Source organism: Amycolatopsis sp. NPDC043887 (genome assembly GCF_056435665.1).
Genome location: NZ_JBWKEB010000022.1, coordinates 38,594 through 64,509, shown reverse-complemented (window position 1 = coordinate 64,509; position 25,916 = coordinate 38,594). Strand labels below are relative to the sequence as shown.

Sequence of the window (25,916 nt, the reverse complement as noted above, 5' to 3'; positions counted from 1 at the left end):
GACGGTTAGAACCGTCCTTGCCACTCACGAGAACCCGGCCTCAAGCTGTTCCAACTGGTCCGGGGAAAGCGCGACAAGCGAGCCCCCCACGCCCCCGGTGGGCTCCGCCTCCGGTTCCGGGGTGCTCTCGCCTTCGGCCGGGATCTCCTTGACGAGCGTCGCCAGCCGTTCCGGTGTCTTCTCTTCGAACACCTGCCACGGGCTCAGTTCCAGCCCTTCGCGGCGGGCGCGGGCCGACAGCTGCATCGAGATGATCGAGTCGCCGCCGAGTTCGAAGAAGCTGTCGTCGGGCCCGACCTGCTCCAGGCCGAGCACCTCCGCGAACAGCTCGCACAGCTTCGCCTCCATGGCCGTGCGCGGGTCGCGGCCGGAGGACAGGCCGGAGAAGTCGGGCGCCTGGAGCGCCCGGTGGTCGAGCTTGCCGTTCGGGGTGAGCGGCATCTTCTCCAGCGCCACGAACGCCGCGGGCATCATGTACTCCGGCAGCCGTCCGGCCGCCATCTCGCGCAGCACCGAAGTGAGCGAGCCGTCGCCCTCGTCGGCGGGCACGACGTAGGCCACCAGCCGTTTGTCACCCGGCCCGTCCCGGTGGACGGCGACCGCCACCTGGGCGACGCCCGGATGCTCGGCCAGCACGTTCTCGATCTCCGCGGGTTCGACCCGGTAGCCGCGCACCTTCACCTGCGCGTCGACGCGGCCGACGAAGATCAGCTCTCCGTCGGGATCCCAGCGGAACCGGTCGCCGGAGCGGTACATGCGCTCGCCCGGCGTGAACGGGTCGGCGACGAACCGTTCCGACGTCAGTCCCGGCCGTCCGAGATACCCGCGGGCGAGTCCGGCGCCCGCGATGTACAGCTCGCCCGCCACTCCCGGCGGCACGGGCTGCAGGTACGCGTCGAGGATGTAGTGCTTCACGTTCCGGATCGGACCGCCGAGCGGGACGACCTCGTGTCCCGGCGACAACGGGGCGCTCATGGTCGAGCAGATAGTCGTCTCGGTGGGGCCGTACGCGTTGATGAACCGGCGGCCCGGCGACCAGCGGTCGACCAGCGCGGGGGTGCACACCTCGCCGCCCGTCAGGACGCCGCGCAGGGTGTCCGGCAGATCCTCCTCGACCGCCAGCACACTCGGCGACACGGTGAGATGGGTGATCCCCCACCGGCGAAGCGCGTCGCCGAGGGTCACCCGGGGCGGCATGCTCTCCGCGCCGGCCAGCACCAGGGTCGCGCCGGCCAGAAGGGACATGTACAGCTCCGAAACGATGGCGTCGAAGCCGATCGCGGACAGCTGCAGGACCCGCGAGAACGACGTCACACCAAGGCGTTCGATATGCGCCGTCGCCAGGTTCCCGAGCCCGGAATGAGTGACCTGGACGCCCTTCGGCACCCCAGTCGAACCGGACGTGTAGATCACGTACGCCGCGTCGGTCGCCTTCACCGACGGCAACACGACCGACGGGTCCGCGGCGGGAAGTTCGTCCAGCAGCAGGATTTCGCCGTCGAACTTCGACGGCACGACCGCCCGGGTCGCCGCCGTGCACACCAGGACCTCCGGCGCCGAACTGGTCAGCATCAGCTCGATCCGCTCGGCCGGATAGTCCGGGTCGACCGGGACGAACGCCCCGCCCGCGAACGTCACGCCCATCATGGTCACCACGAGTTCGGCCGACCGCTCGACCAGCACCCCGACCCGGGTCTCCCGCCGGACACCCAGTCCGACGAGCAACCGCGCCAGCGTCTCGACCTCGTCGAGCAGCCCGCCGTAGGTCAGGGTGCGCTTCGCGTCCTCGATCGCCACCGCGTCGCGCGACCGCTCCACCTGACGGCGGAACAACACCGGCAGGGTCTCGGCCTCGAACGGCACCTCGGTCCGGTTCCACTCCTCGATCACCAGACGACGCTGCTCCGGCCCGATCAGGGCGACCCGGCCGACCGGCACCCGCGGTTCGGTCACGACCTGGTCGAGCGCCCGGATGATCGACGCGACGATCTCCTCGATCCGGTCCCGGCCGAACACGTCCGGCCGGTAGATGACCTCACCGTGGACGCCGCCGCCCTCGGAAGCGCGGATGGACAACGGATAGTGCCCGGTGTCGTCCGGGATCCCCGCCGGGCGCAGGGCGAGGACGTCGGGATCGTCGGACGGCGGGGGCGGCGGCGGGTAGTTCTCGAACACCACGATCGTGTCGAAGGCCGCGCCGGGACCGGCGAGCTGGTTGATCTCGGTCAGTCCGACGTGCTGATGCGGCATCAGCGCGACCTGGCGTTCCTGCAGATCCGCCAGCATCTCCAGGAACGGCTGGGCGCCGGTGAGCCTGGCCCGGACCGGCAGCATGTTCATGAACAGGCCGACCGCCGATTCGACACCGGGGATCTCGACCGGCCGTCCGGCCACCGTGGTCCCGAAGACGACGTCGTCGCGTCCGGTCAGCCTGGCCAGCAGAAGTGCCCACACGCCTTGGAAAAGCGTGTTCGTCGTGACGCCGTGCCGCCGGGTGAACTCCATCAGGCGGCCGCTGAGGTCGTCGTCGAGTTCGAAGCGGACGCGGTCCGGCTCGATGGGCACGGCGATCGTGTCCGGCGGCACCACATGGGTCGCCTCGTCGAGCCCCGCCAACTCGGTCCGCCACGCCTCCTTGGCCGCCGCCTTGTCCTGACGGGAAAGCCAGGCGAGGTACTCCCGGTACGACGTCGGTGCGGGCAGCGTCCGGCCGTCTTCGTACGCTGCCATCACCTCGCCGAGGAAGACCGGAAGCGACCAGCCGTCGGCCGAGATGTGGTGCGACCGGAGCACCAGCCGGTGCCTGCGATCGGTGAACCGCACCAGGTGCAGGTGCAGCAGCGGCGCCTTCGCCAGGTCGAACCGCTCGGCGTGGGATGCCGCCGCGAGCCGCTCGAATTCCGTCAGCGCCTCGTCCTCAGGCAGGTGCGACAGGTCGGTCTCCTGCCACGGCACCGGAACGTCGCGGACGACGGCCTGGACGGCGGTCCCGGAGCCGAGGCGGTGGAAACCCGCCCGTAGCGCGGGATGCCGGTCGAGCAGGGTCTGCCACGCCGCGCGGAACCGGGCGACGTCCAGCGGACCGTCGAGGATGATGTCGCGGATCCCCGCGTAGACGTCCGGGCCGCGCTCGTCCACCGCGTGGAACAGCAACCCTTCCTGCAGCGGGGAAAGCGGCCAGATGTCGTGCAGGCTCGGGACGAGGGCCTCGACGTCGGTCACCTCCTGCTGCGTCAGCGTGATGAGCGGGAAGTCCGACGGCGTGTGTCCTCCCGCGCCGCCCTCGGCGTGGATGGCGAGCCCGGTCAGCATCTCCAGCCACGCCTGGCCGAGCGACTCGGCGTCGGCTTCGGTGAGCAGCCGTTCCGCCCAGGTGATGGTCAGGGTGAACTCGGGTCCGGCGTCTCCGTCGAGCACCACCGCGTCGATTTCGACGGCGTGCCGCAGCGGCAGGTCGTCCTCCGCCGTGCCGCCGATGGTCCCGGCCAGCTGCCAGGGTTCCGCGTCGCCGTCGGGCCGGGGCGAGAACCGCCCGAGGTAGTTGAAGCCGATCTCCGGCGACGGCAGTGCCGCGAGCACCTTCCCGGCTTCGTCGTCGAGATACCGCAGCATCCCGTAGCCGAGGCCGCCGTCGGGTACCGCACGCACGTTTTCCTTGACCTGCTTCAACAACTGGCCAGGCGCGTCCGCCCCGGAGGTGTCCAACCTCAGGGGATGGACATCGGTGAACCAGCCGAGTGTCCGCGACAGGTCCATCCCGTCGAGGGGCTGACGGCCGTGGCCTTCGACGTCCACCACGACGGCGGTGCCGCCCCGCCAGTGGGCCACCGCACCGGCGAGCGTCGCCAGCAGCACCTCGTGGATGCCGCAGTGGAAAGCCGACGTCGCCTTCTCCGCGAGGACGCTCGCGCGGTCCCGCGGCAACGTCCACGAGCGGCGTCCGGAAGTCGCGATGGTGTCGCGTTTCGGGTCGAGTACGCCGACCCGCGCCCGCGCACCGTCGAGGATTTCCTTCCAGGTCTCCAGTTCCCCGGTCCGCTGCGCGGCCTGGTCGGCCAGCGTCCGCGCCCAGCGCCGGAACGAGACCGGCGGTGGGTCGAGCACCGGTTCCTCGCAGGCCGCTTGCAGATCCGCCAGCAGGACACGCCACGACACGACGTCGACCGCGAGGTGATGGGCGGCCACCACGAGCCGTCCCGCCCGATCGGGTCCCGCGTCCACCCACACCGCCTGGAGCATCACGCCCGCGACGGGGTCGAGCCGTCCGGCGGCCTCGTGCGCGTGGCGTTCCGCGATCTCGTCGAGGTCACCGTCGCCCACCTCGATCCGCTGGAGCAGTGCGGCGGCGTCGACGGTTCCCCGCTCGGCCACGACCAGACGGGACTCGGTGACTCGGCTCCGCAGCAGGTCGTGGGTGTCGATCAGCGCGTCCAGACCGGCCGTCAGCGCCTTGAGCGACAGGTCGCCGGGCACGCCCGCCGTCACCCACTGCGCCAAAGCGCCCCGCGACATCGCGCCGGGATCGCGTTCGAGCAGCGCCCGCACGACCGGTGTCCACGGCACCTCGCCGACACCGTCGGCCACCTCGGGCTGCCGCACACCGCCGCGTCCGGCGACGGCCGCGATCCCCGCGGGGGTCTTCTGCTCGAAGACCTGCTTGGCACCGAAGACGAAATCCTCGCGCCGGGCGCGGGCGGCCAGGCGCATCGAGAGGATCGAGTCGCCGCCCAGTTCGAAGAAGCTGTCGTCCGCGCCGACCCGGTCCAGCCCGAGAATCTCGGCGAAGAGATCGGTCATCACGCGTTCGGCTTCGGTCCGCGGCCCGCGGCCCGCCGGTTTGCCGGCGAATTCGGGCGCGGGCAGGGCGGCGCGGTCGATCTTTCCATTGAGGGTCAACGGGAAGGTGTCCAGCACCAGCACCACCGCGGGCACCATGAACTCCGGAAGCCGCTCCGCGAGCCGCGCTCGGAGCGCCTCGGAGTCCAGTCCCGATTCCGCGGTCACGTAGGCGATCAGCCGCTTCTCGCCGGGACGTTCTTCCCGTGCCACCACGACCGCCTGCGCGACGTCGGGCAGCGCGGTCAACGCCGCCTCGATCTCCCCCGGTTCGACGCGGTAGCCGCGGATCTTCACCTGGGAGTCGGCCCGGCCGCCGAACAGCAGCTCGCCGTCTTCGGTCCAGCGCGCGAGGTCGCCCGTGCGGTACATCCGCTCACCGGCCGCGAAGGGGCTGGCGACGAACCGTTGCGCCGTCGCGGTCGGAGCGCCCAGATAACCGTGCGCCAGACCGGCACCGGCGAGGTACAGCTCACCGGTCACGCCCGGCGCCACCGGCTGCAGGAACGCGTCGAGTACGTACGCCTGCCTGCCGGCCAGCGGTCCGCCGATCGGGAGAACACTGCCCGTTTCGGCGCCGGGTTCGAGGACGAGCCAGGTGGCGCACAGGGTGATCTCGGTGGGGCCGTACAGCTGGCGGAACCGGACGTCCGGGCAGGCGCGGCGCATCCGTTCGACGGAGGCGAGCGGCACCGCGTCGCCGCCGGTCAGGATCTCCCGCAGTCCGGTGAAGGATTCCGGTGCTTCCTCGGCCACCACACGGAAAGTCCCGGCGGTCAGGTGAATCGTGGTGACACCGCGCTCGACCGCTTCCCGCACCCGCTGCGCGTCGACCGCGCCCGGCTCCGCGACCACCACGGCGGCCCCGCTCACCAGCGGCACCCAGATCTCGACCAGCGACGCGTCGAACGCGTGGGAAGCGTGCAGCAGCACGCGATCTCCGGGGCCCTGCGACCAGCCCGGGTCACCCGCCAGCGCCGCGACACTGCCGTGCGGCACCGCGACACCCTTGGGCACGCCGGTCGACCCCGACGTGTACATCACGTAGGCCGTGTCGTGCGCGCCGACGGTGACCGACGGTGCCTCGTGCTCCGTCGCACCCATGACCACCGGCTCGACGCCGTCCGGCACAGCGTCGCGGCTCGCCTCCACGCAGATCGCCAGGGCCGCACCGGAATCGGTCAGCATCCGCTCGATCCGTTCCGCGGGGTAGTCCACGTTCACCGGAACCTGCGCCGCGCCGGCCTTCCAGACCGCGAGCAGCGCGACGAGCAGGTCCGCGCCGCGTTCCATCACGACGCCGACGCGGTCACCGCGCCGGACACCCCGCGCGGCCAGATTCCCGGCCAGCCCATCGGATTCGCGGTCTAGCTCGGCGTAGGACAGCGTGCGTTCGCCGTCCACGACAGCCACCGCCTCCGGGGACTTCCCGGCCTGCCGCCGGAACAGCTCCGGCACCGTGACACCCGTCGTCGCCTCGGCCGTCGCGTTCCACCGCTCCACCACGGACTCGCGTGCCGTTTCGCTCGTCACGCCGAGGCGTCCCACGGGAAGCGAAGCCTCCGCCGGCACCCGCTCCAGTACCCGGACGACCTGCCTGGCGACCTCGGCCGCCGTTCCCGCGTCGATCCGGTCGGGCCGGTAGGCCACGCGGATCTGCAGGCTCTTGCCGGGCGAAACGCTCATGGTCAGCGGATAACCGGTGCCGGTCCTGGTCTCGACCGAGCTGATCGAGACACCGCCGTCGTCGCCGAGACCGTCGGCGTCGTGCGGGTAGTTCTCGATCATCACGATGGTGTCGAAGACCGCGCCCGCGCCCGCCGCGCGCTGCACCTGCGACAGCCCCAGGTACTGGTGCTCGGTCAACGCGGACTGCCGAGCCTGGAGATCCTGGAGCATTTCCAGCACCGGCAGGTCACCGTCGAGGCGCACGCGCACCGGGACGGTGTTGATGAACATCCCCACCATCTGTTCCACGTCCGGTACGTCCGCGGGTCGCCCGGAAACGACCGTCCCGAACACGACGTCCGTCCGGGCGGCCAGCCGCGACAGGACCAGCGCCCACGCGCCCTGCACGATCGTGCTCAGCGTCAAGCCGTGACCGCGGGCGAAGCCGGTGAGGTTCCGCGTCGCCGTCTCGGGCAGCGATTCGGCGTGCTCACCCGGCACGACCATCGCCTTGTCCGCGTCGGCGTCCACCACGGTCGGCTCGTCGGAACCGGCGAGTTCGGCCCGCCACGCCGCCTGGGTCGCCTGCTCGTCCTGGCGGCTCAGCCAGGTCAGATAGTCCTTATAGGACGGTGACTTCGACGGAGCTTGCCCGCCCGCGTAGGCGATCGACACCTCGCCCAGGACGAGCGGCGTGGACCAGCCGTCGAGGAGGACGTGGTGCGACGTCAGCACGAACCGGTGCCGCACCGGGCTGAGCTTGATCAGCATCAGCCGGAGCAGCGGCGCCTTGGTAACGTCGAACCGCTCCGCCTGGTCTTCGGCGAGCAGGCGTTCGATCTCCGCGGCCGCGTCCGCCTCCCCGACGTGCGACAGATCGACCTCACGCCAAGGGATTTCCGCTTCGGCGGCGACGACCTGCACCGGCTCGCCGGAAGCCAGCTGGTGGAAACCCGTCCGGAGCGAATCGTGCCGGGCGACCACCTGGTTCCACGCGGCGCGCAGCCGACCGGCGTCGAGCGGCCCGTCGAGATCCAGGATCCGCTGGCTCTGGTAGACGTCGACGCCGTCGTCGGCGACGGCTCGCTCGAAGAGCATGCCTTCCTGCAGCGGCGAGAGCGGCCAGATGTCGGTCAGCCCCGGCGTCGCGGCTTCCAGCTCCGTCACGTCCTGCTGCGCCAGCTCGACGAGAGCGAAGTCGGACGGCGTGTGCCCGCCCGCGGCCGGATCGTCGGCGAGCGCGTTCAGTGTCGCCAGCCAGGCCTCGCCGAGGCGCTCCACCGTGGCGGGGTCGACATCCCGGCCGTCGATGGCGAGCCCGAGCCGCGGCCCGTCCGGCGTGTCCTGCACCTCGGCGCCGACCTCGACGGGGTGGGCCAGGATCATGTCCGGCCCACCACCGAGCGGCCCTTCGCCCGCTGGCTGCCACGCACGGTCCTTGGCGGAAAGACTTGTGCGGCCGAGATAGTTGAAGCCGATCTGCGCGGACGGCAGCTCCGCGAGCCTGGCTCCGGTGTCGGGGTTGAGGTACCGCAGCAGTCCGTAGCCGAGCCCGTCGCCAGGGACGGCGCGGATCTGTTCCTTGGCGGTCTTCAGCAGATTCCCCGACGAGACGTCGAAGCGGACCGGGTGCACACTCGTGAACCAACCCACAGTGCGAAGCAGGTCCTCGCCGTCGGCGGCCTCACGGCCGTGGCCTTCGACGTCCACCAGCACCGCGCCGCCGGTCCCGCGCAGCCGCGTCACCGCACCCGCGAGCCCCGCCAGCAGGACGTCCTGGATCCCGCAGTGGAAGGCGCTCGGCAGCCGGGTCAGCAGGTCGTTCGCCACGTCGCCGGACAGCGTCGCGGACCACGAGTGCGTCTTGCCGGGGCTCAGTTCCACGGCCGGTTCCGCGCCGTCGAGGAGGGCGATCCAGCGTTCGGCTTCGGCCACGGTGCGCTCGTCGCGCGCCTGCTCGGCCAGCCTCCGCGCCCACTGCCGGTATGGCGTCGCCACGGGTTCGAGCGCCGCGTCTTCGTAGGCCGAGCGCAGATCGGGCAGCAGGATTCCCCACGAGACCGCGTCGACGGCCAGGTGATGCGCCACCAGCGCCAACCGGCCCTGCCCGGTTTCCGGGGAGTCGATCCACACCGCGCGCAGCATGGTCCCGGCCGCCGGGTCCAGCGCGGCCGTCGCCTTGCGGACCTCGCGTTCGGCGGCCTCGTCCAGGTTCTCGGCGACCACCCGCGTCACGAGGGCGGCCGCGTCCACCGCACCCGGCTCGGGGACGATCAGCCGTCCCGATTCCACCCGCGCCCGCAGCAGATCGTGCGTGTCCAGCACGGCCCGCACGGCCTTGACCAGCGCGTCCTGGTCGAAGCCCTCGGGGGTGACGATCACCCTCGCCTGCACGAAGCCGGGGCGCACGGCGTTCTCGCCCAGAGCGAGCATCACCGGTGTCATCGGGATCTCGCCGACGCCTGTGTCCACAGTGGAGGGCTTTGCCGGAGCTTCCTTGGCCAGCGCCGCCAGCCGCTCGGGCGTCCGGTGCTCGAACACCAGCCGCGGCGTCAGGGAGATCCCCTCCCGCCGGGCGCGGGCGGCCACCTGCATCGACGAGATCGAGTCGCCACCCAGCTCGAAGAAGCTGTCTTCGACGCCGACCCGCTCCAGGCCGAGGACGTCGGCGAACACTCCACAAAGGACTCGTTCGTCCTCGGTCGAGGGCTCCCGGCCCGCCACCTTCGCGGAGAAGTCCGGCTCGGGAAGTGCCTGCCGGTCCACTTTGCCGTTGACGGTCAACGGAAGTTCGTCCAGCACGAGGATCGCGGCCGGGATCATGAACTCGGGCAGCGTCTCGGCGAGTTGCCCGCTCAGGCGCGCCGGGTCGAGATCCTGCCCCGCTTCGGGCACGGCGTAGCCGATCAGCTGCTCACCACGGGCGATCACCACGGCCTGAGCGACCCCGGGCAGCCGGGCGATCGCCACCTCGATCTCCCCGGGCTCCACCCGGTAACCGCGGATCTTCACCTGGTCGTCGGCGCGCCCGGCGAACGCCAGCGTGCCGTTCTCCGTCCAGGACGCGAGGTCCCCGGTCCGGTACATGCGCCCGCCGGGCACGAACGGATCCGCGACGAATCGTTCGGCCGTCAGCATCGAGCGGCCCAGATAGCCTTGCGCCACGCCGGCTCCGGCGACGTACAGCTCGCCGGGCAACCCCGCGGGCACCGGCCGCAGGAACGCGTCGAGGACGTACACGCGCCGTCCCGCGAGCGGGCGGCCGATCGGCAGCACCGACCCCATGTCGTCGCCGGGTTCGAGCAGCCACCACGTCGCGCACAGCGTGGCCTCGGTGGGCCCGTAGAGATGCCGCACCCGCACGTCCGGGCAAGTCTCGCGGACCCGCTCGACCGCCGCGGGCGGCACCGCGTCGCCTCCGGTCAGCACCTCGCGCAGCCCGGCGACCGATTCGGGCGCTTCCTCCGCCAGCACCCGGAAACTCCCGGCCGTCAGGTGGGCCGCCGTGACCCCGGCCGCCACGTAGCCGGCCAGCGCCTCGCCGTCCACCGCACCCGACCCGGCGAGCACCAGCCGGGCACCCGACAGCAGCGGCACCCACATCTCGAACAGGGAGATGTCGAAAGCGTGCGACGCGTGCATCAACACCGCGTCGCCGGGACCGACGTCCCAGCCCGGCTCACCGACCAGCGCCGCGACGTTGCCGTGCGACACCGCGACACCCTTGGGCGTTCCCGTCGAGCCCGACGTGTACATCACGTACGCGACATCGTCCGCCGTGGCGCCGATCGACAGCCGGGCGGACTCCGCCACCGCTCGCCGGGTCTCCTGGTCGTCGAGGACGATCGGTTCCAGACCACCATCCAGGACGGCGTCCCGATGCGCTTCCGAGCACACGACCGCCGACGGCTCCGCGTCCGCCAGCATGAACTTCACGCGTTCCGCCGGGTACGCGGGGTCCAGCGGGATGTACGCCGCGCCCGCCTTCCACACCGCGAGCAGCGTCGCGATCAGATCGGGCGACCGGTCCATCACGACGGCGACCCGGTCGCCGCGCCGGACTCCCTTGCCGCTCAAGTACCCCGCGAGCCGTTCGGCACGCTCGGCCAGTTCCCCGTACGACAGCGTTTCGTCACCGGCGACGACGGCGACCGCGCTTTCGACCTGACGCGAGAACAGATCCGGCGCCAGTACGTCCGGTGCCTGCTCAGCCGAGACACCCCACTGCCCGACCGTTTCGCGCTCGACCGCGCTCGTCACGTCGATGTCGGCGACGGTGAGGTCACCCGACAGCTGACGCAGCACACCGGTGAACCGCTCGACGATGGCTCGCGCGGCCGCCTCGTCGTAAAGGTCCGTCAGGTAGTCGAGTTTGACGAGCATCGATTCGCCGGGGACGGCGACCAGCGTCAGCGGGTAGTGCGCGGCCTCCTGGCCCTGGTTCACGCGAATGCCGAAGGGCGCGGCGGAATCCGGCCCGCCGAGCTCACGCGGGAAGTTCTCGAAGACGATCATGGTGTCGAAGCTCGCGCCGGGTCCGGCCGCCTGCTGGATGTCCGCCAGCCCGACGAACTGGTCGGGGATGAGCGCCGACTGCCGCTTCTGCAACTCCGCCAGCATCTCGACGACCGGCGCCGAGCCACGCAGCCGCGCGCGCACCGGAACGGTGTTGAGGAAGAGCCCCACCATCCCCTCCACGCCGGGAAGATCCGGCGGGCGCGCCGAAACGACCGCACCGAACACGACGTCCGTGCGGCCGGTCAGGTGCGCCAGCACCATCGCCCACGCGCCCTGCACGACCGTGTTCAGCGTCAATCCGTTGCCGCGGGCCAGGTCCTCCAGCGATCGGATGAGCTCCGACGGCAGCTCGACCGTGATGCTCTCGGGAATTCCCGGCGCGCGTCCCGGATCGGCGGGCGCCACCAGGGTCTGCGCCTCGAGATCACCGAGTTCCTTCGTCCAGGCCGCGAGCGCCTTCGTCTTGTCCTGGCGGTTCAGCCACGCGAGATATTCGCGGTACGGCGTCACTTCCGGCAGCTCCGCCGCCGCGTACAGCGCCGACAGCTCGTCGAACACGATGGGCAGCGACCAGGCGTCCATGATCGCGTGATGGCAGGTCACCACGAGGCGGTGGCTGTCGTCGCCGAGCCGGATCAACGTCAGCCGCAGCAACGGCGCCGTCGCGAGGTCGAACCGCCTCGTCCGGTCCTCTTCGGCCAGCTCGTGCACGGCGGCTTCGGGCTCTTCGAGGTGGGACAGATCGATCTCGCGCCAAGGCAGTTCGACCTGCCTGGCGATGATCTGCACGGTCTCACCGGTTTTGCGCTGCCGGAAGCAGGCCCGCAGCGAGGCGTGCCGGGCGAGCAGCGCTTCCCACGCCGCGCGCAGCCTCGCCGCGTCCACGGGCCCGTCCAGCTCCAGGACCCAATGTCCGATGTAGACGTCGAGCCCTTCACCGTCGTAGACCGCATGGAAGACCAGCCCTGCCTGCAACGGCGACAGCGGCCAGATGTCCTCGATCCGCGACTGAGCCATCAATATCTCCCTCGATCAGCGAAGTTCTTCGGCGAACCAAGCTCGAATTCCCCTGCGCGAAGCCGAGGCGCCGACGTCGAATGCGGCATGTCCCCCCACCGAATCGTCGCCCGAAGGGCCGACCCGGACAACATGTCCAACGGGCCCCGTTTTCCTGCGGTACAGGGGGCCGCCCCAGGCCCCGGTCTCGCGAAAGCCACTTTCGCGACACGGCCCCCTGCACCACCGGAAAGCGAAAGAGGGTCGTGAGTGGCGTTTCGGGTAAGAACCCGAAACGCCACTCACGACCCCAAAGCGAAAAGCGAGCCTTACACGGTGTCGAACTCGGACTCGAGTTCCTCGATCTCGTCCTTCCCCATGTCGACCAGTTCGAAGTCGGCGGCGGGCTTCCGCGCCGCGGGGACCTCGTCCGGCTCCTCCCCCAGCTCGACGAACGACGCGAGCCCCGCCGGTGTCCGGTACTCGAACACCTCCCGCGCGCCGAAGGTCATCCCCTCACGCCGGGCCCGCGCCGCCAGCTGCATCGAGACGATCGAATCCCCGCCCAGCTCGAAGAAGCTGTCGTCCGCGCCCACCCGGTCAAGCCCGAGCATCTCGGCGAAGAGTTCGCACAGCAGCCGCTCGATCTCCGTGACCGGTTCCCTGCCGGCGATATGCCCGCTGAAATCGGGCTCCGGCAGCGCTTTCCGGTCCACCTTCCCGTTCGCGTTCACCGGCAGCGCGGCCAGCGCCATCACCACCGACGGCACCATGTACTCCGGCAGTAGCCCGGCGATCCGGTCGCGCAGCCGCACCGGGTCCACCCCGGCGCCGGACACGATGTAGCCGATCAGCCGTCCGTCGCGGACCGCCACCACCGCCTGGTCGACGCCCGGCTGGTCCGCCAGCACCGCCTCGACCTCGCCCGGTTCCACGCGATAGCCGCGGATCTTGACCTGGGTGTCCGCGCGTCCGGCGAAGACCAGCTCGCCCTCGTCGTTCCAGTACGCCAGGTCCCCCGTCCGGTACATGCGCTCGCCGGGGGTGAAGGGATCGGCGACGAACCTTTCGGCCGTCAACGCGGTGCGACCGAGGTAGCCGTGCGCCACCCCGGCGCCCGCGATGTACAGGTCGCCCGCGACACCCGGCGGCAGCGGCCGCAGGAAGACGTCCAACACGTACAGCCGCCGCCCCGGATGCGGTTTGCCGATCGGCAGCGTCGAGCCCAGCTCGTCACCGGGCCGGATCACCTTCCACGACGCGCAGAACGTCGTTTCGGTCGGCCCGTAGGTGTGCAGGACGCGCAGGTCCGGGCACGCCTGCCGCACCCGCTCCACCGCACCGAGCGGCACCACGTCCCCGCCGGTCTGGAAGTAACGCAGCCCCGCGAAACAGTCCGGTTTCTCCTGCACCAGCGCGCGGAACTGGCCGGCGGTGAAGTTCACCGACGTGAGGCCTCGCGCCGCGTGCGCGGCGAGGGTGTCCGCGTCGATCACGCCCGGACCGGCGAGGATCACCCGCGCGCCCGCCACGAGCGGCACCAGGACCTCGTACAACGCCGGGTCGAACGTATGCGGCGCGTGCATCAGCACCGCGTCACCGGGGTGCAGATCCCACACCTGGTAGCCCAGCAGCGCCGCGACGCCGCCGTGCGAGACGGCCACGCCCTTCGGTGTTCCTGTCGAGCCGGACGTGTACATCACGTACGCCAGGTCGTCCGCACCGACCGGGACCAGGGACGCCTCGCCGTCGACCGGATCGTCCACGTGGATCCGCGGATACCCGGACGGCGTCGCGGTCCCGGCGCGGCACACCACCGCGGCCGCCGAGGAATCCTCCAGCATGAACGCGACCCGCTCGGCCGGATAGTCCGGATCGATCGGCACGTACACCGCGCCGGCCTTCCACACCGCGAGCCAGGCCGCCAACAGTTCCGCCGACCGTTCGACCACGACCCCGACGCGGTCACCACGCCGCACACCTCGCGCGGTCAGCACCGTCGCGAGCTTGCCGGACCATTCGTCGAGTTCCGCGAACGAATACTTCCGGTCCGCGGCCACGATCGCCGTCGCGTGCGGAGTCCGTTCCACCTGGCGGCCGAACAGTTCCACCGCTGACGACGCGTCCACGATGTCGTCCGTTTCGTTCCAGCGCTCGACCACCAGCTCACGGCCGGCGTCGTCCAGCACGTCCAGCCTGCCGACAGGCGTCCCCGGTGCCGCGATGATCCGCTCCAGCACCAGGGTGAGCCCGTCCAGCGCCGCCTTGGCGACCGAGGCCTCGACAGCGTGATACTGCAGTTCGATTTCCAGGCTTTCGCCCGGCATCACGCCGAGGGTCATCGCGTACGGCGTCGCCTGGTTGAAGTCGCGCAGGGTCAGGCTGAGTTCGGACGGCGAGTCGGTCGCGGGGTCGGCGTAGTTCTCGAACACGACGATCGTGTCGAAACCCGCCTCGCCCAGCTTCTGGATCTCCGGCAGGCCGAGGTGGTGGTGCGCCATCAGGTCCGACTGCCGCCCCTGCAGTTCCGTGAGCATCTGCAGGACCGGCTGGCAGGCGTCCAACCGCACACGGACCGGCACCGTGTTGATGAACAGCCCCACGGTCTGCTCCGCGCCGGGCAGTTCGGCGGGCCGCCCGGAGACCACCGCGCCGAACACGACGTCCTGACGGCGCGCCAGCCGCGCCAGCACCAGCGACCACGCGCCCTGCACGAGCGTGTTGAACGTCAATCCGTTGCGGCGGGCGAACTCGGCCAGCGCGGAGGTGAACTCCGGCGAATGGCGGACCACCTCGCTCGACGGCAGCCCATGCGCCTTTCCGGGAGTTTCGGGAAGCCCGAGCGACGTTCCGTCGGCCCCGTCCAGCTCCACGCGCCACGCCGCCTTGGCCGCCTCCTTGTCCTGCTTTCCCAGCCAGGCAAGGTAATTCCCGTAGGAACCGGGAGCACGCGCGACGCCACCCGTCGCGTAGATCTCCAGGAGATCCGCCTCGATGAGCGCCCGCGACCAGCCGTCGATGAGCAGGTGATGGCTCGTGGTCACGAGGCAGTGCTTGTCCGGGCCGAGCCGGATCAGCATCAGCCGCAGCAACGGCGGCCGCGTGAGGTCGAACCGCGTGGAGCGCTCCTTCTCCGCGATCGCGCTCACCTCGGCCAGCGCGTCGGGTTCTGACAGATCGGACAGATCGCGTTCGGCCCACGGAAGCTTGACATCCCGGGGAATGAGCTGGATCGTCTCGCCGTTCTTCCGCCGTTGGAAGCTCGCCCGGAGCGCCGCGTGCCTGGCGAGGACGATCTCCCAGGATCTCCGGAATCGCTCCGTGTCCAAGGGCCCGTCGATGATCTGCGTCTGCTGGATGAGGTGGATGTCGGGCGCCTCGTCGTCCAGGGAGGCGTGGTAGAGCATGCCCGCCTGCATCGGGGAAAGCGGCCAGACCTCGGCCAGTGCCGATCCAGAAGGGGCCGATCCAGAATTTGTCGTCGAAGTGTTCACGATGCCCGGCCTTCGCTGAGTTCCGCTGCCAATGCTTCGAAGCTCTCGATCTCGTCCTGGTCCAATTCGAGGAGACCGAAATCGGATGCGGTGTGCCCGCCCGCGGCGGGGTCTTCCGCTTGGGAAGCCAGTCCGGACAACACATCCAGCAATTCCTGGACCAGTCGTGCGATTCCGGCTTCGTCGAACACGTCGTCCGACCATTCGAGCATGAGGATCAGCTCCGGCCCGTCCGGCAGGTCCTGGACGATCGCGTTGACGTCGAGTGCGTGCGGCAGCCGCATGTCCGCGTCGATCGAGCCGCCGATCTCGCCGACCTGCTGCCACGCCCGCACATCGCCACTCTCACCGGCGGCGAACCGGCCGAGGTAGTTGAACCCGATGCGCGCCGACGGCAGCGCCGCCAGCAGCGGCTCCGTCTCGGCGTTGAGATGGCGCAACAACCCGTACCCGAGCCCGTCGCCGGGCACCGCGCGCGACTGTTCCTTCACCGCCTTCAGCAATGTCCCGGCCGCAGCGTCACCGACGAGCACCCCGGCCAAATCGATCCCGGAGACGTCGAGCCGCACCGGATGTGTGCTGGTGAACCAGCCCACCGTCCTGGACAGGTCCATCCCCTCGGCCGGATGACGACCATGGCCCTCGACGTCCACCAGCACCGAGTCCGACGCACTCCACCGGGCCACCGCTCCCGCGAGCCCGGCCAGCAGGACCTCGTGCACGCCGCAGTGGAACACCACCGGAGCCCGCCCGGCCAGCACCGACGTCTGAGCCGAAGGAACCACCCACGACTTCGAGCGCACCTTCCCCGCCGGGGCACGTCCGGGCTTTTCCTCCCGCCCGAGAATCGCTTGCCACGCCGGGAGTTCCGCGACCCGCTCGGCGGAGACCGCCCACTCCTGGAGCAGACCCGCCCACCGGCGGAACGACACCGCCACCGGCTCCAGTTCCGGCTCCCGACCGGCCGCCGCGGCCTCGCACGCCGCTCGCAGATCGGACGCCAGGACTCGCCACGAGACCCCGTCGACCACGAGATGGTGCGCCACCACGATCAGACGGCCGACCCGGTCCGCTCCGGCGTCCAACCACACAATTTGGACGACCACGCCCGCGGCGGGATCCAGCCGTCCGACGGCCTCCCGTGCCGCGGCGGCCTCGTCCAGCGCGCCGTCGACCTTCACCCGGGTAAAGGTCGCGGGAGCGCCGCGCTCGCCGACCACCAGCCGTCCGTCGGCGACCCGCGCCCGCAGCATGTCGTGCGTGTCCAGCACCGCCGAGAGCCCGGCTGTCAACGTTTCTTCCGTCAGATCCGCCGGGGCACCCAGAACCATCCACTGCGCGAAGCCCGGCGCCGCGACGCCGTCCCCGAACAGCCGCATCACCGGCGTCAGCGCGACTTCACCGATGCCATCGGTGGCCCTGCCCGATTCCTGCCGCGGCGCCAGCGCCACCAGCTGCGCGAGCCGTTCCGGGGTCCGGTGTTCGAACACCTGCTTCGGGGTCAGCGCGATGCCGTCGCGACGCGCGCGGGACGCGACCTGCATGGACGAGATCGAATCCCCGCCCAGCTCGAAGAAACTGTCCTCGACCCCGACCCGCGCCAGCCCGAGCACCTCGGCGAAGACCTCGCACAGGATCCGCTCGGCCTCGGTCGCGGGCTCCCTGCCGACCGTCTTCGACGAGAAATCCGGTTCGGGCAACGCCTTCCGGTCGATCTTCCCGTGCGCGGTCAGCGGCAGGACGTCCAGCGCCATCACCGCCGCGGGCACCATGTACGCGGGCATCCGCTCGGCGAGTTCGGTCCGGAGCGCCTCCGGGTCGACGTCGCCCGGCGACACGTAAGCCACCAGACGGCCTTCGCGAACGGTCACCGTGGCCTGCGTGACCCGGGGATGGTTGGACAGCGCGAACTCGATCTCGCGCGGCTCGACCCGGAACCCGCGGATCTTGACCTGGTCGTCGGCCCGGCCGGCGGACACCAGCTCGTCCTCGTCCGTCCAGTACGCCAGGTCGCCCGTCCGGTACATCCGCTCACCGGGGACGAACGGATCGGCGACGAACCGCTCCGACGTCAGCGCCGCGCGGCCCAGATAGCCCCGCGCCACCCCGATCCCGGCCAGGTACAGCTCACCGACGACGCCGCGCGGCAACGGACGCAGGAACGCGTCCAGCAGATAGCCGCGCACCCCGGCGATCGGCCCGCCGAACGGGATCACCTCGCCGTGCGGCGCCAGCGGCATGCTCACCGTCGCGCAGATCGTGGTCTCGGTGGGCCCGTAGGCGTTGAGCATCCGGCGGTCGGCCGAGAGCCGGTCCACCAGTCCCGGCGGGCAGAGCTCCCCCGCCGCGGTCACCGTCTCGACCCCGGCCGGGAACACGTCGACGGTGGCCAGCACCGACGGCGGAGCCTTCACGTGCGTGACGTCCCACCGCTCCAGCGTGTCGCTCAGCGACGCCTGCGGCGGCAGATCCTCGTCCGGCGGCATCACCAGCGTCGCGCCCGAAAGCAACGCCATCATCACCTCGGACACGATGGTGTCGAAGCCGAGCGCCGCGAACTGCAGGACACGGGACGACGGCGTCACGGCCAGGCGTTCGATATGCGCCATCGCCAGGTTGCCCAGGCCCGAGTAGGTGACGATCACGCCCTTCGGGGTTCCGGTCGATCCCGACGTGTAGATCACGTACGCCGCGTCGCGCATCCCCACCTTCGGCAAGACCACGTCCGGGGCCGCCGAAAGGTCCAGCTCGTCGAGCACCACGAGCCGGTCCGCGAACTCCTCCGGCACCGCGTCGCACGTCTTTCCCTGACACACCACCAGCATCGGATCCGCGCTGCCGAAGATCAGCTTCACCCGCTCGGCCGGGTACGCGGGATCCACCGGGACGAAGACGCCGCCCGCCAGTGAAACCCCGAGCATCCCGATCAGCCACCACGCGGACCGTCCGGCCACCAGTCCGACGCGGCACTCCCGGTCGACGCCCGCCGCCCGCAGTACGGCGGCGAACCTCGTCGCCCGGTCCCACAGTTCCGCGTAGGTCAGGTCGCCTTCGCCGTCCGTGACCGCCACCGCGTCCGGCCGCTCGGCCGCCATCCGCCCGATCAGCTCCGGCAGCGGCTCGCCGTCCAGCAGCGCGGGTTCCCAGCGGGGCAACGGGATCTCGCCCATACCGGTCCGCCCGACGAGACCGGACGGATCTTCGACGATCGCGCCGAGGGCACCGGAGAACCAGTCCAGCAGGGAATCGGCGACGGCCCGGTCGATCTGCCCGCGCCAGTAGGCGAGCTGGATCCGGAACTCCTCGCCCGGGATCACCCCGACCGTCACCGGGTAGTGGGTCCCCTCGACCGTGCCCAGATACGAGAACTGGTCGGCGAAGTCCCGAGGGTAGTTCTCGAACACCAGCAGCGTGTCGAACATCGCGCCGGGTCCGGCCGTCTTCTGGATCTCCGTCAGCCCCAGATGCTGATGCGGCATCAGCTCGACCTGACGCCGCTGAAGGCCGGCGAGCATGTCCGCCACGGACTGCTTTCCGTCCAGCGAGACGCGCACCGGGATCGTGTTCATCATCAGTCCCGGCATCGACTCGACGCCCGGGAGTTCGGCGGGACGGCAGGCGACCGTGGTGCCGAACACGACGTCGGTTCGCCGCGCGAGCCGCGCCAGCACCAGCGCCCACGCGCCCTGCACCACCGTGTTGAGCGTCAGCCCGTGGTCGCGGGCGAACGCGGTCAGCCGGGTGTAGATCTCCGGTGCGAGATGGGTGACGCGGTAGTCGTATTCCGTCGCGGAGTCCGACTTGGCGACCAGTGCGGGCACGTCGATGTCCGACAGCTCCGCCTGCCAGGCCGCCCGCGCCGCTTCCTTGTCCTGCCTGTCCAACCACGCCAGATAGTCGCGGTACGAGGCGGCCGTCCGGTCCGGGAAGCCGCCGGAGGTATAAGCCGCGGACACCTCGTTGAGGATCACCGCCACCGACCAGCCGTCGGTCAGGATGTGGTGGTTGACGACCAGCAGCCGATGCCGGTCCTCGCCGGTCTTGATCAGCACGAGCCGGAACAACGGCGCCTTGGCGAGGTCGAACCGGTCCCGCTGTTCCTCCACGGACAGCGCCTTGACAGCCTCTTCGACATCGCTCGCGCCGGTCAGGTCGACCTCGCGCCACGGCAGCTCGACGCGTCCGGCGACGGCCTGCACCGCCTTGCCCGACGCGAGCCGGTGGAACGTCAGCCGGAGTTCGGGGTGCCGGGCGAAGACCGCCTCCCACACCGACCGCAGCCTGGCCACGTCCAGCGGCCCGGTCAGCTCCACGATCCACTGGGTCTGGTAGATGTCGGGACCCTGGTCGTCGAGGGTCGTCTGGAAGAGCAGACCCGCCTGAAGCGGCGCCAGCGGCCAGACCTCGACGGCGTCGGGGACCGCGGCCGCCAGTTCCGTCTCGTCTTCCGCGGTCAGCTCGACCAGGGGCCCGTCGACGGGCCGGTCGGCCTGCACGGCACCCGCCACCGCGGCCAGCCGCGCGGGGGTCCGCTCCCCGAAGATCTGCGACGGCGTCACCAGCAGACCGGCCTTCGCCGCACGGGCCGCGACGCGCACCGCGAGGATCGAGTCCCCGCCCAGTTCGAAGAAGCCGTCGTCGACGCCCGCCCGGTCGATGCCGAGCACTTCGGCGAACAGTCCACAAAGGACACGCTCCGCCTCGGTGACGGGTTCGCGTCCGTCGGCCTTCGCCGTGAAATCAGGCGCGGGCAACACCGCCCGGTCCACCTTGCCGTTGCCGGTCAGCGGCAGCGCGGCCACCGCCATGACCACGGCCGGGACCAAGTAGTCGGGCAGGACCGCCTGAAGCCGCTCGCGAACGAGCGCGGGATCCACGTCCGCCACCACGTAACCGATCAGCCGTCCGTCGATCGGCACCACGACGGCCTCGTGGACGTCCGGCTGGGCGGTCATCGCGGCTTCGACCTCACCGGGTTCGATCCGGAACCCGCGGATCTTCACCTGGTCGTCGACGCGGCCCGCGAAGAGCAATTCGCCATCCGGTGTCCACTTCGCGAGGTCGCCGGTGCGGTACATCCTCTTGCCCGGCGCGAACGGATCCGCCACGAACCGCTCGGCGGTCAGCCCGGCCCGGTCGAGGTAGCCGTCGGCCAGCCCGGCGCCGGAAAGATACAGCTCGCCGACCACGTCCGGGGCGACCGGCCGCAGCGAGTCGTCCAGCACCCAGGCCTGCCGTCCGGCGAGCGGACGGCCGATCGGCAGCACCGGCACCGGGTCGTCCTCCGGTTCGAGCACGTGCCACGTGGCGCACAGCGTCGTTTCCGTCGGCCCGTACAGATGCCGGATCCGCGCGCCGGGCGCGGCGTGGCGCACCCGGTCCACCGCGTGCGCGGGCACCAGGTCCCCGCCGGTCAGGATCTCGCGCAGCCCCGCGAACGACTCCGGCGCTTCCTCCGCCACCGCACGGAAACTGCCCGCGGTGAGATGCGCCCGCGTCACCCCGGCCGCGACCGCCTCCCGCAGCCGGCGGGCGTCCACCGGCCCCGGCGCGGCGATCACCACCCGGGCACCCGACACCAGCGGCACCCAGATCTCGCACAGGGACGCGTCGAAGGAATGCGGCGCGTGCATGAGGACCGCGTCGTCGGGTTCCATCGCCCAGCCGGGATCCCCCACCAGTTCCGCCACGCTGGAATGCGGGACGGCGACGCCCTTCGGCTTGCCCGTCGAGCCGGACGTGTACATCACGTACGCCAGGTCCTCCGGGCTCGCCGGAGCGACCGCGACGGCACCCGCTTCGTCCGCGACGACGATCGCCTCGATTCCGTCCGGGACGCTGTCGCGCGTCGCGGCCGAGCACAGCATCAGGGACGCACCCGAATCCGCGACCATGAACGCCACCCGCGCCGCGGGATACGAGGCGTCCACCGGCACGTACGCCGCGCCCGCCTTCCAGACGGCGAGGAGCGCCACCAGCAGATCCGCCGAGCGGTCCAGCATCACCGCGACCCGGCGGGCGCCCAGGGCGACCAACCGGCCGGACAGCCTGCCCGCCAGCTCGTCGAGCTCCCGATAAGTGAGGAGCCGGTCCCCGTCGGCCACGGCCACCGCGCCGGGCGCCCGGCCCACCTGCCTGGCGAAGAGATCGAGCACCGTCGGTGCGGCCTGCGCTGCGGAACTCATCGTCATCCTCCGTAGACCACGGTGTCCAGCGGTTCCGGCTCTTCGTCGAACTCGTCTTCCTCGGGCTCCGGCTTGGGCGCGTTGTTCTCCGGCCTGGCGAACTGCGTGTGGTAGAGCTCCGAATACAGCCCACCCCGCGCCAGCAACTCGTCGTGCGTCCCGCGTTCACGGACCGTTCCGCCGTCGATCACGAGGATCTGGTCGGCCTCGCGGATCGTGGACAACCGGTGCGCGATCACCAGCGACGTCCGGTCGCGCAGCGCGGTCTTGAGCGCCCGCTGGACAGCGGCCTCCGACTCGGAGTCCAGATGCGCGGTGGCCTCGTCCAGCACGACGACCGTGGGCGCCTTCAGCAGCAACCGGGCGATGGCCAGACGCTGCTTCTCGCCACCGGACATCCGGTAGCCGCGGTCGCCGGTGACGGTGTCGAACCCGCGGGGCAGCGACTGGATCAGGTCCCAGATCTGCGCCCCCTTGCACGCTTCGACCAGCTCTTCCTCGGTGGCGGTCGGACGGGCGTAGAGCAGGTTCTCCCGGATCGTGTCGTGGAAGAGGTAGGCGTCCTGGCTGACCACCCCGACCGTGCCGCGGATCGAGTCGAAGGACAGGTCGCGCAGATCGTGCCCGTCGAAGCGGACCGCGCCGGCGTTCGGGTCGTACAGCCGGGAGACCAGGTGGGTGATGGTGCTCTTCCCCGCGCCGGACGGGCCGACGAGCGCGGTGAGGGTCCCGGCGGGCGCCTCGAAGCTGATGCCGCGCAGGACGTCCGCCGTCTTGTCCCCGTTCTCCCGCTTGGTCCGCAGGTGTTCGAGCGACGCCAGCGAGACCTCGTCCGCGGTGGGATAGCGGAACACCACGTCGTCGAACTCGATGCCCGGCGCCGCGTTCTTCTCGAGTTCCTTCGCGTCCGGGCGCTCCTGGATCAGTGGCTTGAGATCGAGCAGCTCGAAGATCCGCGCGAAGCTCACCACCACGGTCTGCGCGGTCTCCTGCAGCCCGGACAGCTGGGTGATCGGCCCGAACAGCCGCCCCAGCAGGGTGGCGATGGCGATGAGCGTCCCGAGCTGGAACGCCCCCTCGATCACGAGCCCGCCGCCGACCCCGTAGACGACCGCCGTGGCGATCGACGCCATCAGCGCCATCATGGCGAAGGACATCCGGGCCCAGATGGAGATGCTCACGCCGATGTTGCGGATCTTCCCGGCACGCTTGCGGTAGTCGGCCATCTCCTCGTCCGGGCGGCCGAAGAGCTTCGAGAGCATCGCACCCTGGACGTTGAACCGCTCGTGGAGGAGCCCGCCGAGCCCGGCGTTCGTCTCCATCAGCGTTCCGGTGCGGCGCTGGATGATCCGCCCCACCCAGATCCAGGGAATGACGAACAGCGGGACCAGCACCAGCGTGACCACGGCGACCAGCCAGGACAGGTAGAACAGCTCGGCCAGCACGAGCAGGACGGTGACCACGCTGGTGGCCGCCATCAGCAGATGACCGAACGCCTGCTGCGCCATGATGAGCTCGGTGTGCAGCCTGCCGACCAGCACCCCGGTCTGGGTGCGGGTGAAGAACGCGATCGGCAGCCGCCGGACGTGATCGAGGGCCTGCACCCGGAGGTCGTAGGTGACCCCCTCCCCGATCTTCGCGGAGACGTAAGCGGACAACAGCGACAGCAGCGCGCCCGCCACGGCGAGGCCGGCCGTCAGGACCGCCATCAGGATGACGACCCCGAAGTCGTTCTTCAGGATGCCGCCATCGATGAGCTCCTTCATCAGCAACGGAGTCGCGACGACGACGAACGCCTCCATCGCGGCGATGAGGACGAAGATCGCCACCTTGCCGACGTGGGGGCGGAAATACGCGAGGACTCTGCGCACCGTCCCCGGACGGACCCGGTTCGACCAGGGATCGGGGTCGTCATCGCTCTTGGGCGACGCCCCGAAGCGCAACATTACTTCCATTTGGGCATCCCTCTCACGCACGAAGTCGGCGAGTTCAATCGTGCTGAATCGTGTCGATGTCCACGAGTGGCCCGGCGAACATCTCCGGTCTGTTCGTCCACAAGGGACGTTGTCCGCTCGGCGGCCGTGTCGCGAAAGCCACTTTCGCGACGCCTGATGTCCCGAAAGTGGCTTTCGCGACACGCCTCGGCCACCTGGGCAGGCCGACGTGGGCCGAAGGGGCCCATCACCGCATCAGATGCAGCGAAGGACGCCTTCACCCCGCTACCGGGCCACGGCCGGCCCGGCGGGGATCCGGCCCTGGCCGTCCACCCCACGCCACAGCAGATCCGTCACGTCGTCCAGGTCGCCCGCCCGCAGCGCCGACGCCGCCTCGGCCAGATCGGCCGCGATCCGGTCGAGCACCGCCGCCACCGGCACCGCGTTCCCGGCGAGGATCTTCCGCCACAGCAAAGGATTTCCGGCCGCGATACGGGTGACGTCGCGCAACCCCTGCCCGGCGAGGCGCAGGGCGACGTCGTCGCCGCCCGCCAGGCTCGCCGCCACCGCCGAGGCGGCGACGTGCGGAGCGTGCGACACCAGCGCCACCGCCGTGTCGTGCTCGGCCGCGCCGACGGTGACGGCCTCGGCCCCGCACAGCGACACCAGTTCGTGGGTCAGCCGTAGTGCCTCGGCCCCGGTTTCGACGCCGGGGCACAGCGCCCACGGGCGGCCCGCGAACAGGCCGGCACGCGCCGCGGCCGGACCGGATCGCTCCCGTCCCGCGAGCGGATGCCCTGGCACGTAAGAGATCAGGTCGCAGCCGAGCCGCTCCGCGTCGGCGATCGGACCGGCCTTGACGCTGGCGACGTCGGTGTACGCCCGTGCCGCGCCCTGCTTCTGGAGCGCGGCCAGCCGCTCCCCCACGAGGTGCGGTGGGACGGCGATCACCGCCAGATCCACTTTCTCGCCGGTCCATTCGCGGCCGGCGCCGAGCTCCCGCGCCACTCGTACGGCGTGTTCGTCGATGTCGGTGAGATGGACGGTGACACCCTTTTCCCGCAGGGACAACGCGGCCGACGTGCCGATCAGGCCGGTGCCGACGACGAGCGCCTTCTCGATGGTCACAGCTACTTCTTAGGCCGCTCTCCCGGCGATGTCGAGCCGCGCGGCCTGGGCACCGCGCGAGAAACACGAAGAGGACTTCTCCGCGTGTGGTGCGGAAAAGCCCCCTTCGCGCCTACCCGATGCCGCCCGCGATCACCGTGCGGCCAGATCGGTCGCCCGGCTCTCCAGGTGATCCGCGAACCCCGCCCAGACCCGGGCGTGATCCCTGGCGAATCCGGCGACCACGCCGTACAGGTGCGGCGGGACACCGTGCAGGATCCGTTCCCATTCCTGCCCGTCCATGGAGTGCATGGCGAGCATGCGCAACAGGATCCGGCCGACCTCGCTCAACCGCAGCGCCGGGTCGGCCTTGAGCCGCTCCAGCACGGTGAGCCGTTCCCGGTCCAGCGAGTGACCGAGGTCGGTTTCCGTCAGGCTCAACGGATCCGGCTTCGTGCGCAGTCTCCTGCTCCCGTCCGGGGTCGGGCTTTCCCCACGCTCCAGCCTGCCGCGCACGTCCCGGACCGTCTCCGGGGAGATGCCGACCTGCTTGGCCACCTGACGCAGTGAAAGACCGGGATCGTTGCGGATCAGCTCGGCGGCGAGCTTCCGCCGCTCCGAGCTGTCGACGGGCCGGATCCGCCCGTCCCGCCCGATCCTGGCGCCGTTTCCGCCTTCGCCGCCCCGCCTGCGCAGGTCCGCCACGGTTCCCGCGGAAATGCCGGTCGCCGAAGCAACCCGCCGATCGGACCACTGCGGATGTGTCCCGATGATCTGGACGGCCGCCCGTTTCCGATCCGCGAGGGAAAGCGGCAGACCGTGCCGGATGTTCGCTTCCACCGCGAGCACGAAGGCGTCGGACTCGGCGCCGTCGATGAACCTCGCGGAGATTTTCGTATCGCCTCGTACTCGTGCCGCCTTCAGCCGGTGCAGGCCATCGACCACCTGCATCGTCGGTCGGTGAACGAGAATGGGCGGTAGCTCCCACTCCGCCGACAACAGTGTCTCGACATGCTCTGGATCCTCGCCCGAAGTGCGCGGCGAACAAGCAGTGGACAGTCTCGACAGCTCGATTTCGACGACAGGGAGAGCGGACAAGTCAACTCTCGTCGGATCCACCTAGCCCCCATTGAATCTGTTGATTCAGCAACTTTCAGACACGGCACGGAAACCCACCG

Annotated in this window: 4 protein-coding genes and 1 pseudogene; all 5 read right to left on the bottom strand. The window is 70.6% G+C overall.

Annotation, left to right across the window (positions count from 1 at the left end; all coding sequences use genetic code 11):
* Positions 1-24: 24 nt before the first annotated feature.
* The 5 genes and pseudogenes from AC069H_RS38270 to AC069H_RS38250 all read right to left on the bottom strand — a co-directional run bounded on the left by AC069H_RS38270 (position 25) and on the right by AC069H_RS38250 (position 25,689).
* Positions 25-12,039 carry a non-ribosomal peptide synthetase gene (locus AC069H_RS38270; RefSeq protein ID WP_478235565.1) on the bottom strand — a complete coding sequence of 4,005 codons (12,015 nt, stop codon included), beginning with the start codon at positions 12,037-12,039 and terminating at the stop codon, positions 25-27.
* Between the two features lie 308 nt (positions 12,040-12,347).
* Positions 12,348-21,643 (bottom strand): annotated as a pseudogene (locus AC069H_RS38265) (amino acid adenylation domain-containing protein).
* A gap of 56 nt (positions 21,644-21,699) precedes the next feature.
* Entirely contained in the window at positions 21,700-23,652 is a 1,953-nt protein-coding gene (locus tag AC069H_RS38260) for an ABC transporter ATP-binding protein (RefSeq protein WP_478229826.1), read from the bottom strand.
* 264 nt (positions 23,653-23,916) lie between these two features.
* Positions 23,917-24,759, bottom strand: a complete 843-nt coding sequence (locus AC069H_RS38255; protein WP_478235564.1) for a prephenate dehydrogenase — start codon at positions 24,757-24,759, stop codon at positions 23,917-23,919.
* Positions 24,760-24,891: 132 nt separating this feature from the next.
* Positions 24,892-25,689, bottom strand: a complete 798-nt coding sequence (locus tag AC069H_RS38250) for a helix-turn-helix domain-containing protein (RefSeq protein WP_371878873.1) — start codon at positions 25,687-25,689, stop codon at positions 24,892-24,894.
* Between the last annotated feature and the right edge of the window lie 227 nt (positions 25,690-25,916).

Coding starts and splice junctions, on each gene's coding strand:
- AC069H_RS38250 (WP_371878873.1), bottom strand. CDS start 25,689: ATGCAGGTGGTCGATGGCCTGCACCGGCTGAAGGCGGCACGAGTACGA.
- AC069H_RS38260 (WP_478229826.1), bottom strand. CDS start 23,652: ATGGAAGTAATGTTGCGCTTCGGGGCGTCGCCCAAGAGCGATGACGAC.
- AC069H_RS38270 (WP_478235565.1), bottom strand. CDS start 12,039: ATGGCTCAGTCGCGGATCGAGGACATCTGGCCGCTGTCGCCGTTGCAG.